This window comes from Erythrobacter cryptus DSM 12079, from assembly GCF_000422985.1.
GTDB lineage: Bacteria > Pseudomonadota > Alphaproteobacteria > Sphingomonadales > Sphingomonadaceae > Erythrobacter > Erythrobacter cryptus.
On sequence record NZ_AUHC01000009.1, the window covers coordinates 123,213 to 137,074 of the forward strand.

The 13,862-nt window shown below is 69.3% G+C and carries 15 protein-coding genes; 5 read left to right on the forward strand and 10 right to left on the reverse strand.

Annotation, left to right across the window (positions count from 1 at the left end):
* Nucleotides 1–20 precede the first annotated feature (20 nt).
* Nucleotides 21–1,031 (reverse strand): polyprenyl synthetase family protein, encoded by a 1,011-nt coding sequence (locus G524_RS0107400; protein ID WP_027443148.1) that lies wholly within the window; start codon nt 1,029–1,031, stop codon nt 21–23.
* 66 nt (nt 1,032–1,097) lie between these two features.
* Between G524_RS0107400 and G524_RS0107405 the strand changes: the two genes are divergently transcribed.
* Complete coding sequence (locus G524_RS0107405) at nt 1,098–1,421, forward strand: chorismate mutase (RefSeq protein WP_027443149.1); 324 nt, start codon at nt 1,098–1,100, stop codon at nt 1,419–1,421.
* A 3-nt stretch (nt 1,422–1,424) separates the two neighbouring features.
* On the opposite strand, the gene G524_RS0107410 is transcribed toward G524_RS0107405, so the two are convergent.
* The 6 genes from G524_RS0107410 to G524_RS0107435 form a co-directional block, all read right to left on the reverse strand.
* The gene (locus G524_RS0107410; protein WP_027443150.1) at nt 1,425–2,375 is read right to left on the reverse strand and encodes a hypothetical protein; all 951 of its coding nucleotides are present in this window, start codon (nt 2,373–2,375) and stop codon (nt 1,425–1,427) included.
* Entirely contained in the window at nt 2,372–3,007 is a 636-nt protein-coding gene (locus G524_RS0107415; RefSeq protein WP_051220974.1) for a sigma-70 family RNA polymerase sigma factor, read from the reverse strand. The genes G524_RS0107410 and G524_RS0107415 overlap by 4 nt, the downstream gene beginning before the upstream one ends.
* Before the next feature lie 87 nt (nt 3,008–3,094).
* Complete coding sequence (locus tag G524_RS0107420) at nt 3,095–4,630, reverse strand: sensor histidine kinase (protein ID WP_027443152.1); 1,536 nt, start codon at nt 4,628–4,630, stop codon at nt 3,095–3,097.
* Nucleotides 4,581–5,258, reverse strand: a complete 678-nt coding sequence (locus tag G524_RS0107425) for a response regulator transcription factor (RefSeq protein WP_027443153.1) — start codon at nt 5,256–5,258, stop codon at nt 4,581–4,583. The genes G524_RS0107420 and G524_RS0107425 overlap by 50 nt, the downstream gene beginning before the upstream one ends.
* A 99-nt stretch (nt 5,259–5,357) precedes the next feature.
* Complete coding sequence (locus tag G524_RS0107430) at nt 5,358–5,672, reverse strand: PepSY domain-containing protein (RefSeq protein WP_027443154.1); 315 nt, start codon at nt 5,670–5,672, stop codon at nt 5,358–5,360.
* A gap of 58 nt (nt 5,673–5,730) precedes the next feature.
* Nucleotides 5,731–6,468, reverse strand: a complete 738-nt coding sequence (locus G524_RS0107435; protein WP_027443155.1) for an SIMPL domain-containing protein — start codon at nt 6,466–6,468, stop codon at nt 5,731–5,733.
* 103 nt (nt 6,469–6,571) lie between these two features.
* Here G524_RS0107435 and G524_RS0107440 point away from each other — a divergent pair, with 103 nt between their 5' ends.
* Together G524_RS0107440 and G524_RS0107445 are read left to right on the forward strand one after the other, a co-directional pair.
* Complete coding sequence (locus G524_RS0107440; RefSeq protein WP_027443156.1) at nt 6,572–8,410, forward strand: ABC-F family ATP-binding cassette domain-containing protein; 1,839 nt, start codon at nt 6,572–6,574, stop codon at nt 8,408–8,410.
* A 65-nt stretch (nt 8,411–8,475) separates the two neighbouring features.
* Nucleotides 8,476–8,832: a nuclear transport factor 2 family protein gene (locus G524_RS0107445; RefSeq protein ID WP_027443157.1), complete on the forward strand. Its 357-nt coding sequence runs from the start codon at nt 8,476–8,478 to the stop codon at nt 8,830–8,832.
* Between the two features lie 2 nt (nt 8,833–8,834).
* On the opposite strand, the gene G524_RS0107450 is transcribed toward G524_RS0107445, so the two are convergent.
* The gene (locus tag G524_RS0107450; protein WP_027443158.1) at nt 8,835–9,317 is read right to left on the reverse strand and encodes a DUF6456 domain-containing protein; all 483 of its coding nucleotides are present in this window, start codon (nt 9,315–9,317) and stop codon (nt 8,835–8,837) included.
* A gap of 97 nt (nt 9,318–9,414) precedes the next feature.
* On the opposite strand from G524_RS0107450, the gene G524_RS0107455 reads away from it, so the two are divergent.
* Both G524_RS0107455 and G524_RS0107460 read left to right on the forward strand, forming a co-directional pair.
* Nucleotides 9,415–10,008, forward strand: coding sequence for a helix-turn-helix domain-containing protein (locus tag G524_RS0107455; protein WP_027443159.1), 594 nt, complete (start codon nt 9,415–9,417; stop codon nt 10,006–10,008).
* A 27-nt stretch (nt 10,009–10,035) separates the two neighbouring features.
* Nucleotides 10,036–11,220, forward strand: coding sequence for a glycosyltransferase (locus G524_RS0107460; RefSeq protein WP_027443160.1), 1,185 nt, complete (start codon nt 10,036–10,038; stop codon nt 11,218–11,220).
* Nucleotides 11,221–11,229: 9 nt separating this feature from the next.
* On the opposite strand, the gene secF is transcribed toward G524_RS0107460, so the two are convergent.
* Together secF and secD are read right to left on the reverse strand one after the other, a co-directional pair.
* Nucleotides 11,230–12,207 (reverse strand): protein translocase subunit SecF, encoded by a 978-nt coding sequence (gene secF / locus G524_RS0107465; protein WP_027443161.1) that lies wholly within the window; start codon nt 12,205–12,207, stop codon nt 11,230–11,232.
* A 13-nt stretch (nt 12,208–12,220) separates the two neighbouring features.
* Nucleotides 12,221–13,819, reverse strand: a complete 1,599-nt coding sequence (gene secD / locus G524_RS0107470) for a protein translocase subunit SecD (protein WP_027443162.1) — start codon at nt 13,817–13,819, stop codon at nt 12,221–12,223.
* Nucleotides 13,820–13,862 lie beyond the last annotated feature (43 nt).

A 13,862-nucleotide genomic window follows, 5' to 3' on the forward strand; every position in this document is an offset into this window, starting at 1 on the left:
GCCCCCGCGCGATAGCCCGCCTAGTGCCCGCGCGCGACCGCGAATTGCGCCGCTTCGGCCATCGCCTGGCGCGCCTTGCCATCGGGGAAGATCGAGATCGCATCGATCGCCCGCGCGGCGAAATGGCGCGCCCGCTCGCGCGTGTCGGCGATGGCATTGTGCCGCTCGATCAGCGCGATCGCCTCGGCAAGATCGGCATCGGAAGCGCGGTGGCCAAGGATCGCATCGCGCCAGAAGCGCCTTTCGGCCTCGCCCCCGCGGGCATAGGCGAGGATCACCGGCAGCGTCATCTTGCCCTCGCGGAAATCATCGCCCTGCTGCTTGCCCATCTGGGCCGCGTCGGAGGAATAGTCGATCGCATCATCGACCAGCTGGAAGGCGATCCCGAGGTTGCGGCCATAGGCTTCAAGCGCGCGTTCCTGTTCCTCGGAGCACTCGGCCACCACCGCGCTGATCTGGCTCGCCGCAGCAAAGAGCGCGGCGGTCTTGGCGCCGATGATTTCCAGATATTGCTCCTCGCTGGTGGTGATCTGGCGCTGGGCAGAAAGCTGCGAGACCTCGCCCTCGGCGATCACCGCGCTCGCACGGCTCAGGATCGAAAGCACGCGCAAGCTCCCATCCTCGGTCATCAGCTCGAAGGCGCGGGAGAACAGGAAATCGCCCACCAGCACGGTGGCCGGATTGCCGAAGATGATGTTGGCCGCCGCCTTGCCGCGTCTGAGTTCGCTGCCGTCCACCACGTCATCGTGCAAGAGCGTGGCGGTGTGGATGAACTCGACCGCAGCGGCAAGCTTGTGATGGCGCGTGCCCTTGTAGCCGACCAGTTCCGCCCCGGCGAGGGTGAGCATCGGGCGCAGCCGCTTGCCCCCGCCGCTGATGAGGTGCCCGGCAAGGCGCGGAATGAGCGGGATCTCGCTCTGCATCCGCTCGAGGATCACGGCGTTGACGGCGTTCATCCCGGGCGCGGTCAGAGCCAGCATGGGATCAAGCGTGGGCGCCTTGCGCGGCAGGGGAACGACATCGGCGCTCATGGCGCAAGCCTTAGGGGCTTGCCCGCGCGCTTGGCAAGCGGGGAATTGGTGCTAGGTTTGCAGGCGATGAACGATCCCGCGCAAGCCCCCGCCAACCCTCCCGCGCAAGCGCCCGACCCGGTGCTCGCCGCCTATCGCAAGAGCATCGACAATATTGATGCAGCGCTCATCCACATGCTGGCCGAGCGCTTCCGCATCACCCAGGCCGTGGGCGAATACAAGGCCAGAGCCGCCCTGCCCCCGGCCGATCCCGAGCGCGAGGCGCGGCAGATCGCGCGCCTGAGGAAACTTTCCGAGGAAGCCGATCTCGACCCGGAATTTTCCGAGAAGTTCCTGCGCTTCATCATCGATGAGGTGATCCGCCACCACGAAAAGGCGCGCCGCGCCTGAGCGTCATTCGGGCGGTGCGGCCTGTGGCTCGGCCGGCCGTGCTTGCGGAGCTTCCGACTGCGGCGGGGACGTGCCAGGCGTGCCTTGATCGGCGGGTGGCGGCGCCGTGGGCGCCAGCCGGGCCTCGCGGCGCGCGCGCCAGCTTTCGATGAGGGCGCGGCGCTCGGCGGGCGGCAGTTCGCGCAGCCGCTGGCGCCACGCGGGCACGGGCGGATCGCCGGGGAGCGGACGGCGGAAATCATCTGGCGTGACCGCCTCGCCACGCGCCACCTTGTCCTCGAGCTGGGCGCGGCGCGCGGCAAGGCGCGCTTCGGCCTGCTGCTGGCGCTGTGCCGCGCGCTCGGCGATCCGCGCGCGCAGGGCCGCCTCCTCCTCGGGCGAAGGCAGCGGCAGGCCCGCCGCGCGGCGGCGTTCGAGCGCGGCATCGAGCCGCTGTGCCGCCAGCGCCGCGCGCGCGGCGGCGCGGCCCTGGCGCACGGCCTCGATCCGGCGCAGCACTTCCTCAAGCTCGGCCTTGGTATCGACCGGGCCGTCAAGGACAACCGGGCCGGCCTCGTCGGGCGCAGCGGGCGCCGCCGCATCCCCGGCCGCAGCCAGCCTCCCCTCCGATGTGCGCTTGGCCGGCGGTGCCGATGGCTCGGCAAGGCGCGCCCAGACGGTGCTTGCCGATGGCACCGGCAGGCCCGCCCGCTCGAGCACGCCGGTGGCTGCCGCCGCGCTCGCCAGCGCCAGCACCCCGGCAGCGCCAGCCAGCACCCGCGGCCCCAGCCGCCAGCGCCGCCACGAAGGGGTGCGGCGCAGCGGCGGCAGGGCGGCGGGGCGCGTCGCCGCGGCTGCCAGCACCCGCTCGGCAAAGCCTTCGGACAGGGTCGGCACGCGATCAGAATCGAGCAGCCGGGCGAGCGGCGAGCCGGGGGGGATGGCAGCCCCGCGATCTTGAGCAGGTTGGGTCACGGCTCGCCTCCTTGCATCCTTGCCTCATAGGCCCGGCGCAGCGCCGCACGGGCGCGCAGCAGCAGCGATTCAAAGGCCTTGAGGTTCATCTCCAGCGCCGCCGCGGCGGCGGCATTGGGCAATTCCTCATAGTAAGTCAGCACGATCGCGGCGCGTTGCCGCTCGGGCAGGGCCGCGATCAGCGCCCGGGCGGCGCCTTGCGCCTCGTCCGCCTCGATCCGGGCATCGGCGCGCGGCGCTGCGTCAGGCCCGTCGGGCACGGTGCCCAGCGTCACCCGCCGGGCGCGGCGGATGCGGTCGATGGCAAGGTTGGTCACCACCCGGGTGAGCCAGCCGCCAAGCCGCAACTTCGATGCCGCCGCGCTGCCCATGGGGTGCCGCGCCGCAAGCGCCGGGGCGTGGTCCCACAGCCTCAGCAGCGCCTCCTGCACGATGTCCTCGGCCTCGCTGGCATCGCCGATCATGCGATAGGCGATGCGGTGGAGCCCCGCCGCCTCGCGCGCGATGATCTGGCGCAGGGCACCCGCCTCGCGCGCAGCAAGGCGCGCCAGCAGCGCCGCATCGCCGCCGCCCGCATCGGCACGGGGCACCGCGGCGGTGTCACCGGGCATGGGCTGGCGGCGGGCATTCATGCCAGCAGGTCCTTGTCCTCGATCAGCGCTTGCGGGGCCATATCCATGTGCCCAACGGCGCAGCATGGCCAACCCTTCGCCGCCGCCTCAATCGGCGCGCGGCAGGCGCAGTTCGACGAGGAGGCCGCCCAGATCCTCGCTCTCTGCAAGGCGCACGCTGCCGCCATAGATCTCGGCCACATCGCGCACAATCGCCAGGCCAAGGCCGGTGCCGGGCTTGTCGGTATCGAGCCTGACCCCGCGATCGAAGATGCGGCTGCGCTGTGCCTCGGGAATGCCGGGGCCGTCATCCTCGATCCAGATCAGGCACTGCCCCGGATCGCGCGGGGCCTCGGCCTCCTCGGGATCGATGGTCACGAACACGCTGCCGCCACCATATTTGGCGGCGTTCTCGATCAGGTTGCCGAGCAGCTCGTCGAGATCCTGCCGCTCGAGCGCGACCATCGCGGTCTTGCTCCCGGCGATGTCAAACCGGCCCTGGGGATAGAGCCGCTCGATCGCGCGGCGCACGGCCTCGGCGCTGGCATAGACATTGGTGCGGGCATGGCCGATGGCGCGGCGGCCAACGGCGCGGGCGCGGGCGAGATGGTGATCGACATGGCGCTGCATCGTGCGCACCTCGCGCATCACCGTTTCGGGCAGATCCGGGGCGCGCGCGGTGGCGGCGTTGGTCAGCACGGTGAGCGGCGTCTTGAGCGCATGGGCAAGGTTGCCCGCATGGCGGCGCGCCTCCTCGGCCTGGCGCTCGGAGTGCTCGAGAAGGGCATTGAGTTCCTCGACCAGCGGCTGCACCTCGAGCGGCAGCGGATCGGTGATGCGATTGGCCCCGGTGCTGCGCAGCTTCTGAATCGCCGCGCGCACCCGCCGCAGCGGCGAAAGGCCATAGCGGATTTGCAGCAGCGCCATCACCAACAGGCCAAGGCCGAGCACGGCAAAGCTCCAGATCAGGATCAGCCGCACGCGCCCGATCTGGCGGTCCATCTGCTCGGTGGCGCTGGCCACCGCGAAGGTCCAGCGGGTTTCCGAGCCGGGCAGGATCACGGTGCGCTCGGCAATCCGCAAAGGCTCACCCGGGAACTGGTCGGAATCGTAGAAATGCGTCTGGCTGTCGAAATGCTCGCCCTTCTGGCCAGTGCCCTTGAGCCTCAAGGTGCGGTCCCACAGGCTGCGCGAAGGCCAGGGATCGAAATTGCCGCCGCTGATCTGCCAGTAAAGCCCGCTGCCCGGCTCGAGAAAGCGCTGGTCGCCCAGCGTGCGGTAGAAATAGACCTCGCCATTGGGATCGATCTCGGCCGAAGCGATCATCGCGGTGAGGATGTAATCGAGCTGCTCGTCGAAATTGGCCTCGACCTGGCGGGTCAGGGTGCGCTCGAGCGCGAGGCCGCCGCCCAGCAGCAGCACGAAGATCCACCCCGCCGCGATCAGCCCCATGCGTCGGGCAAGGCTGGCGCGCGGCGCTTGCGCGGTTGCCGATGCGGGTGCGGCGGCCGCTTCGGGGGATGCCGCGGGCGCGCCGGGCGCGGCCTGCCCTGCGGGCAAGGCCGCTCTGCCCTCGCCGCCGCGCGCGCCTTGCTCAGGCGCGGGGGGCGTCGGCGGGGTCGTCGAGGCTGTAACCGAGGCCACGGATGGTGGTGATCACGTCTGCGCCGAGCTTCTTGCGGATGCGGGTGACGAACACCTCGATGGTGTTCGAATCGCGGTCGAAATCCTGATCATAGATGTGCTCGATCAGTTCGGTGCGGCTCACCACCTTGCCCTTGTGGTGCATGAGGTAGGAGAGCAGCTTGTATTCCTGCGCGGTCAGCTTGACCGGCTCGCCCGCGAGCGTGACCCGGCCCGAGCGGGTGTCGAGGCGGACATCACCGGCAACCAGTTCGGATGAGGTATTGCCCGAAGCCCGGCGGATGAGCGCGCGCAGGCGGGCGATCAGCTCCTCGGTCTGGAAAGGCTTGGCGAGGTAATCATCGGCCCCGGCATCGAGCCCGGCAACCTTGTCCGACCAGGAATCGCGCGCGGTCAGCACCAGCACCGGGAAGCTGCGCCCCTCGCGCCGCCACATTCCCAGCACCGTCAGCCCGTCGATCTCGGGCAGGCCAAGATCGAGGATCACCGCATCGTAATCCTCGGTCGAACCCATGAAGTGCCCGTCCTCCCCGTCGGTGGACAGATCGACCGCATAGCCCTGCCCCTCGAGCGTCGCCTTGAGCTGCGCGCCGAGGGTCGGTTCGTCTTCGACGATCAGAATCCGCATGATTCACCCTAAGTCCTGCTTATCCCTGCGCTAGGCTCGTGCGCCTTTGGCAGGATTGCGTCAAGCAAGGCGCATGGCCGCGACCGGGCTGCCCCGCGCTCAGCGCGACCGGCCGATGATCCGCCCGGTGCGGGCATCGACATCGACATAGGTCACACGGCCATCCCTGATGAACTTGAGCCGATAGGCGCGCGCCGCCGAATCATAGGCCGGGCCAAGATATTCGGCGCCCAGCATCTGCGGCAGGATGCGCCGCTCGATCTCGCGCAGGCTGAGCTGGTTGCCCGCCTCGGCCTCGCGGCGCGCCTCGCTCTGCTCCCCGCGCGGCTGATCCTGCGCTGCAGCCGGGGCGACGAACCCGGCAAGCGCCAGCGCAGCGAGCATGACGGCGATGAGCGAGCGAGCCTGTTTCATGGCGCCACCATGCCTAGGGCGGCGGTATTGAACAAGCCGTGAATGGGCCGCCGGGCGCTCACTGGCCGGCGCCCTTCACCAGCTCGTAGGTGATCGAAAGGCTCACCCCGGCCTCGACCAGCCCCGGCTCGACCGGGGGCACGGCCGAGACCTTGCCGGCATCGGCGCGGATCATCACCGTCTCGGGCATGGGGCCGCGTCCGGTGAGCGTTTCGGCGATCGCCAGCACCTTCGCCCCGCCATAGCCGAGGCTGCGGGCATAGGCCTCGGCGCGGGCCGTGGCGCGATCGAGCGCGCGCTTGCGGGCTTCATCCTTGGCCGCCTCGTCGTTCTCGATGGCAAAGCTCGGGCCGCTCAAATCGTTGACCCCGGCGGCCACCAGCGCATCGAGCACCCGGCCCACTTCGGCGATCTGGCGCAGCTTCACGCTCACCCGGTTGGCGGCCTGGTAGCCGCGGAACACCGGGCGCTGCGCGGCAGGATCATAGTCATAGCGGGCATTGAGGCTGATGCCGGTGGTCTGGATGTCGCGCTCGGCAATGCCCAGCGCCTTGATCCGGGCGATCACCGCGCTCATCTGCGCAGCGTTCTGCTGCATCGCCGCGCTGGCGCTGTCTGCCTCGGTGGTCACCCCGGCGCCGATGGTGGCGATGTCGGGCGCGACCGCAACGCTCTCGAACACGCTGAGTTCGACCACCGGGCCGGACGGGGCAAGCGTGACCTCGGCAGCGGCAAGCGGCCCGGCAGGCAGCGCGAGCGCGGTGGCGGCAAGGGGCAGGAAGGCAGATCGCATCATCGGCAGGTTCCTTGTGGTTGAGCCGCGCCCCTGCACCGCGGCGACTTTCGCGGGGCTGAACCGGCTTGTCGGGCGCGGTTCAAACTCCTAGGTGGCTCGGCCCATGGCCCAGCCCCCGATCCTCTCGCTCGAAGGCATGGCCCTGCAGCAGGGCGGCCGCTGGCTGTTCGGCGGCCCTCCCGGAGCCGATGGCCCGCCCCCGCTCGACCTCCACGTGCTGCCCGGTGACCGGCTGGCGCTGATCGGGCGCAACGGCGCGGGCAAGACCACCCTGTTGCGCCTCATCACCGGGCGGATCGAAGCCGATCGTGGGCAGCGCCGGGTCAAGCCGGGCACGCGCATCGTGTTCCTCGAGCAGGAGCCCGATCTTGCCCCCTTTGCCACGCTGATGGACTTTGCCCTCGCCGGGCCCGATGCCCCTGCCGCGCACGCGGTGGAAGCGATCGCCGGCCAGCTCGGGATCGACATGAGCCGCGCGGCTGCCACCGCCAGCGGGGGTGAGAGGCGCCGCGCCGCGATCGCTCGAGCGCTGGCGCAGGAGCCCGATCTCTTGCTCCTCGACGAGCCGACCAACCACCTTGATCTGGGCGCGATCGACTGGCTCGAGGACTGGCTCAGCCGCTATCGCGGCGCCTTCATCACCATCAGCCATGATCGCACCTTCCTCACCCGCCTGACGCGGGCGACCTTGTGGCTCGACCGCGGCACCCTGCGGCGCAAGGAGATCGGCTTTGGCGGCTACGAGGCCTGGGAGGAACAGGTCTATGCCGAGGAAGCCCGGGCCGCCGAGAAGCTCGATGCCAAGCTCAAGATCGAGGCCCATTGGCTCGAACGCGGGGTGACCGCGCGGCGGCGGCGCAACCAGGGGCGGCTGGCCAAGCTCCAGCAGATGCGCGCCGCCCGCGCGGCGATGATCGCCGGGGCCGCGGCGGGCACGGCCAAACTCGCCCTGGCCGAGGACGAGGCGTTCAAGTCAAAATCGGTGATCGTCGCCGAGAACATCTCCAAGGCCTTTGGCGCGCGGGTGGTGATCAAGCCCTTCTCGCTGCGCATCCAGAACGGCGACCGCATCGGCATTGTCGGGGCCAATGGCGCGGGCAAGACCACGCTGCTCAAGTTGCTCACGCGCGAGCTCGAGCCCGATAGTGGCACCGTCACCCATGCCAAGACGCTCTCCGGGGTGATGATCGACCAGCAGCGCAGGCTGCTCGATCCGCAGGCAAGCGTGCGGCAGTTCCTCGCCCAGGGGGGCGACTGGATCGATGTGCGCGGAGTGCGAAAGCACGTCCAGGCCTATCTCAAGGACTTCCTGTTCGATCCCCGGCTGGTCGATACCAAGATCGGCATCCTTTCCGGCGGAGAGCGTTCGCGCCTGCTGCTCGCGCGCGAATTTGCCCGCACCGCCAACCTCCTGGTGCTCGACGAGCCGACCAACGATCTTGACCTTGAAACGCTCGACCTCCTGCAGGAGGTGATCGCCGATTTTGACGGCACGGTGCTGATCGTCAGCCACGACCGCGATTTTCTCGACCGCACGGTGACGGTGACGCTCGGGCTCGACGGCTCGGGCAAGGTCGATATCGTCGCGGGCGGCTATGCCGATTGGGAAGCGCGCCGCTGCGCCGAGGCCGCGCCGCGCCCCGCCGCGCGCCGGGCTGAAGCGCGCAGCCCCGCCACGCCTGCGCCCGCCCCTCCGCCCCGGTCGCGTTCCGCGGTCAAGCTGTCCTACAAGGATCAGCGCGATTACGAGCTTTTGCCCGCGCGCATCGCCGAGCTTGAAGCGGCGATTGCCCGGGACGAGGCGCTGCTCGCCGATCCCGATCTTTACACCCGCGATCCCCAGCGCTTCCACGCGATCACCGAGAGCATCGCCAAGGCCCGGGCGGAAAAGGACGCGGCCGAGGAACGCTGGCTGATGCTGGCGGAGATGGTGGAAGGCTAAGGCGCGGCCGCGCAATTGCCGCATTCCAGGGCCAATCCGCCTCATCCCCGCACGGAGACTCGCCGATGATCACCGAAGATATCGCCCGCGCCTTTGCCGCTGCGATCCGCGCCGATGATGCACCCGCCAATCAGGCGCTGTGGGCCGATGACATCGTCAGCCTCGAACCTCATGGCGGTGACGGCGCGCGCGTCGAAGGGCGCGCGGCACTGCTTGCCAAGCACGTCTGGTGGGAGGCCCATGCCACCATGCACAGCTTCGTCACCGAAGGGCCCTTCGTGTTCGGGGACCAGTTCGCGCTGCACTTCACCATGGATGTGACCATGCAGGGCGAGCGTGTGCAGGCGCGCGAGATCGCGCTTTACACCGTGCGGGACGGCAAGATCGCCGAGGAGCGGTTTTTCTCCGAGGTCTCGGGCTAAAGTCAGGCTATGCGGTAATAGTCGGCCACCCGTTCAAGCGCGATGCGCAACACCAGCTTGCCGCTGCGCGCCGGCCAGCCGAGCGCCCTTTCCGCCTCGGGCAGGGCCTCGCCCGCGCACACCACCCGCCACAGGATATCCTCAAGGCCGCGGCCAGCCGCGCGGATCGCCCCGTCGAAGCGCTGGCGCGCGGCGATCTGGCGTTCGGACGCTTCAAGCCCACGCTCGCCGGTGGTTTTCACCCGCACCGGGTCCCAGCGCATGGTGATGCTGGGGGCGATCTGCGCGCGCTCGTAATCGGCACGCAGCGCCTCGCCCGCATCGCGCAGCCGGTCGCTCAGATGGCCGCGCGCGTGCAGCCAGGTGATCGGGCTTTCACCAAGGTTGACCGTCACCGTGCGCGCCGGGCGCCGGGCACCCTTGGCCGGAGCGCTGCGGCGCGGGCCCTCCGGGGTGAGTTCGCGTTCGACGAGGTGGCGCGTCATTGTTTGTCCTCCCGCTTGTTGGCATCCGACGACTTGCCAAGACGGCGTATCTGTAGGAAAGGAAAAACCAATCCGGTTAAACAAGGCGCTGCCCGCGATGACCAACCGTATCCGCGACCTGAGGAAAGCGAGGGGCATGACCCTCGCCGATCTTGCCGCTGCCTGCGTGCCCCCGACCACGGCGCAGACCATTGGCCGGCTCGAGACCGGCACGCGCCAGCTCTCGCTCGCCTGGATGGAGCGCATCGCCGCCGCGCTCAAGGTCGAACCGGCGAGCCTGATGCGCGCCGAGGAGAGCGAGCCGGCGCGGATCATCGCCGAGCTCGGCCCCGCCGGCCCCGAGCCGCTGAGCACCCCGCGCGAGGCGGTGCCCCCGGCCGATCTTGCCGCCGGCGTGGGGGCGTCTGCCCCCTTGGTGCTGGCGGTCGCGGCCAGCATCGGGGAATATCGCCCGGGCGACCAGATCTGGCTGCAATCCCTTGATCCGGCAGCCGATGCCGCGGCGCTCACCCGCGCAATCAACCGCGATTGCCTGGCACCGCGCCCCGGCGGGCGGCTCGCCTTCGGGCGGCTGATCGACCGGCAGGGCGCGCGCATCGGCCTGCTGCCGCCGGGCGCGGGGCAGAAGCAGGTGGTGATCGACAATCCCGCCTGGATCGCCTGCGCGATCATGCTGGTGAGGCCGCTTTAACCGCAAGGCCCCTAAGGCAGCCCCATCGTGAAACACGTCCTCAGCCTCGCCACGCTCTATCCCAGCCCGGCAAGCCCGCGCTTTGGCATCTTCGTTGCGCAATCGCTCGAGGCGCTGGCGCAGCGGGGAGATTGGCGGGTGAGCGTGATCAACCCGATCGGCCTGCCGCCGCTGGCGCTGGGGCGCTATCGCCCGCTGGCAGACCTGCCGCAAAGGGCAGAGGAAGGGGGCATCACCGTCCACCGCCCGCGCTTCACGCTGATTCCGCGGATCGGGGCGCGTCGCAATGCCGCCGCGATCGCGCGCGCCGCTCTGCCGCTGGTCCGGCAGATCCATGCAGCAACTCCCATCGACCTGATCGACGCCCAATTCTTTTTCCCCGATGGCCCGGCGGCGGCCATCATCGCCAAGGCCATGGGGCTGCCGCTATCGATCAAGGCCCGCGGCAGCGACATCACCTATTGGGGCAAGCAGGATTTCGCCCGCCGACAGATGCTCGAGGCGGCCGAGGCGGCCGAGGGTCTGCTCGCGGTGAGCCGCGATCTTGCACAGCGCATGGCGGCCATGGGCATGGCGCCGGACAAGATCACGCTCCACTACACCGGGCTTGATCGAGACCGCTTCCGCCCGCTCGCCCATCCGCAACTGCGCCGCCAATTGACGCGCGAACTCGGCCTGCCCCTGCCCGATGCTGCACCGCTGCTCGTGAGCGTCGGCGCGCTCATCGAACGCAAGGGCCAGGCCATTGCCATCGCCGCGCTGGCCGATTTGCCCGAGGCGCGGCTGGTGCTGGTTGGCAAGGGCGAGGACGAGCCCCGCCTGCGCGCCCGGGCGGCGGGGCTGGGGCTGGCCGAGCGGGTGCTGTTTGCCGGCGTCATCGATCATGACGTGATGCCGCTGCTGCTCTCGGCGGCGGACGTGATGGTGCTGCCAAGCGCGGACGAGGGCCTCGCCAATGCCTGGGTCGAGGCGCTGGCCTGTGGCACGCCGGTGGTGACCTGCGATGTCGGCGGCGCGCGCGAGCTGATCACCAGCGAGGTTGCCGGGCGGCTGGTTGCCCGCACGCCCGAGGCGGTGGCAGAAGGTGTGCGCGCGCTGCTGGCAAGCCCGCCCCCGCGCGAGGCAGTCGCCGCGCTTGCCGACGGGTTCAGCTGGCAGGCCAACGCCGCCGCGCTTGCCGCCCATTACGAGGGCCTCGTCGCCCGCGCCTGAAGCGCGGCCTCAAGCCTCGCCGCGGGCGATCTTCTCCTGCCGATCAAGCGCGGTTTCGCGCGGCACGAAGCTGTCCGACGTGACCCCCATCCAGATCAGCAGCGGCCCGGCCATGTAGATCGAGGAATAGGTGCCGACGAACAGGCCGAAGGTGATCGCCGCGACCATGCCGAACAGGCTGGGCGGGCCGAAGATCAGCAGCGGGATCAGCGCCACGAACAACGTGAGCGAGGTCATCACCGTGCGCGCCAAGGTCTCGTTGACCGACAGGTCAAGCAGTTCATTGAGCGGCATCTTGCGGTATTTCTTCAGGTTCTCGCGGATGCGGTCATAAACGACGATGGTGTCGTTGAGCGAGTAACCGATGATCGCCAGCACCGCCGCGACGATCTGGAGGCTGAACTCCATCTGCGTCACCGCAAACAGGCCGAGCGTGAGAGAGACGTCATGCACCAGCGCAAACATCGCGCCGACGCCGAATTGCCATTCGAACCGCACCCAGATGTAGAGCGAGACCGCTGCCATCGCCGCCAGCAGGGCAAGCAGCGCCGAGGTGCGGAACTCACCCGCCACCTTGCCCGAAACCGTATCGTTCCCGTCCTTGCGGGCATCGGGATATTTGGCGGTGATCGCGGCGATCACCCGATCACCAATGGCCGTGGCAGCGCCGGGGGTGTCCTCGGCCTTCTCGGGCAGGCGCACGCGGATCGAGACCTGGTTGGGGGCGCCGAACTCCTGCACCACTGGCTCGCCATAGCCCAGGCCGCCAACCAGCGCGCGCAGCTCGGGTATCGGCGCGGCGGCACGCTCGGTAAAGGTGAGGCGCACCTCCTGCCCGCCGGCAAAATCGACGCCGAAATTGAGCCCCTTGACCGCCACCGCCGCCCAGCTGCCGAGGATCAGCGCAAGGCTGACCACGAAGAAGGGGACGCGCACCTTCAGGAACTTGATGTTGGTGTTGTCAGGGACGAGCTTCAACAGCTTCATCGTCGCGCTCCTCTCAGATCACCAGATCGGTCGGCCGGGCGCGGCGCAGCCAGCCGGCCACCCACATCCGGGTCAGCGTCACGCCGGTAAAGACCGAGGTGAACAGGCCCAGCACCAGCACCACGGCAAAGCCCTTGACCGGGCCCGAGCCGAAGGCGAACAGCGCCACCCCGGCGATGAAGTTGGTGAGGTTGGCGTCCCAGATCGCGCGGCTGGCTTCCTTGTAACCGGTCTCGACCGCGGAGACGACCTTGCGTCCGCGCTTGCGCTCCTCGCGGATGCGCTCGTTGATGAGCACGTTGGCGTCCACCGCCGCACCGATGGTGATGACGAAGCCGGCGATACCGGGCAGCGTCAGGGTGAAATTGCCGAGCGCCATCAACCCCAGCAGCATCAGCACGTTGAAGACGAGGGCAATTGTCGCATAGACCCCGAAGCGCCCATAGCTGGCGATCATCAGCGCAATCACCGCGAGGCTGCCGATGGCCATGGCGATCAGCCCCTTGCGGATCGAATCGGCGCCGAGATCCGGCCCCACGGTGCGTTCCTCGACCACGTGGAGCGGCACCGGCAGCGCGCCTGAACGCAGCGCGATCGCCAGGTTGTTGGCGCTCTCTGGAGTGAAATTCCCCGAGATCTGCGCCCGTCCGCCGATGATCGGCTCGTTGATCACCGGCGCCGAGAGCACCTTGCCATCGAGGATGATGGCAAAGGGCTTGCCGACATTCTCGGTGGTGAGCTTGGCAAACTTGGCCCCGCCCTGGGCATCGAAGGTGATGTTGACGATGTTCTGGTTGGTCTGCGGATCGACCCCGGCCTGCGCGCCGGTCAGGCTGTCACCGCGAATCCCGCCGAGCCGCCGCACCGCCTCGAACCGGCCTTCCTGCGGAGTGCCGGGGGCATAGGGGAAGATCTCGCTGCCCGGCGGGGCGATCCCGGCCTGGACGTTTTCGGGCAGGGCATTGAGATCGACCAGCCTGAACTCGAGCTGCGCGGTCTGGCCGAGCAGGTTCTTGAGCGCCTCGGGATCCTGCAGGCCCGGCACCTGCACCACGATCCGGGTGCTGCCCTGGCGGATGATGGTCGGCTCGCGCGTACCCAGCTCGTCGATGCGGCGGCGCACCACTTCGGTGGCGCTCGCCATGGCATCATCGATCGCCTGGGCAAGGCCGGCCTCGGTCGGGGTGAGCACGATGCGCTGGCCATCGACCACGCTCAGATCCCATTCGCGCGTGCTGGTCTGCCCCTGCATCACCGGCTCGATGAGGCCGCGCGCCCGATCAATATCGGCGGCGTTCTCGAGCATGAAGGAGAGCTTGCCATCGGCGGTGGAGACATCGCCGATGCGGATGCGCGGCTTGGCCCCGCGCATCAGCTGGCGCACCGTTTCTTCCATATTGGTGAGGCGCTGGGCGCGCACGTCATCGGCCTTGGCCTCGAGCAGGAGGTGCGAGCCGCCGGCAAGGTCAAGCCCGAGATTGACCTCGGGACCGGGCAAGCCCGCGGGCCAAGGCAGGCCAGCGACCTTGGCGAGCGACGGCAGCGCCAGCGCCGCGGCGGCAAGCGTCAGCGCCCAGAGCGAAATCTTCTTCCAGAGCGGAAATTCGAGCATGGCCGTTCAGGGTCTCGTGCGGGAAGCGGGGCTTGGGGCAGCG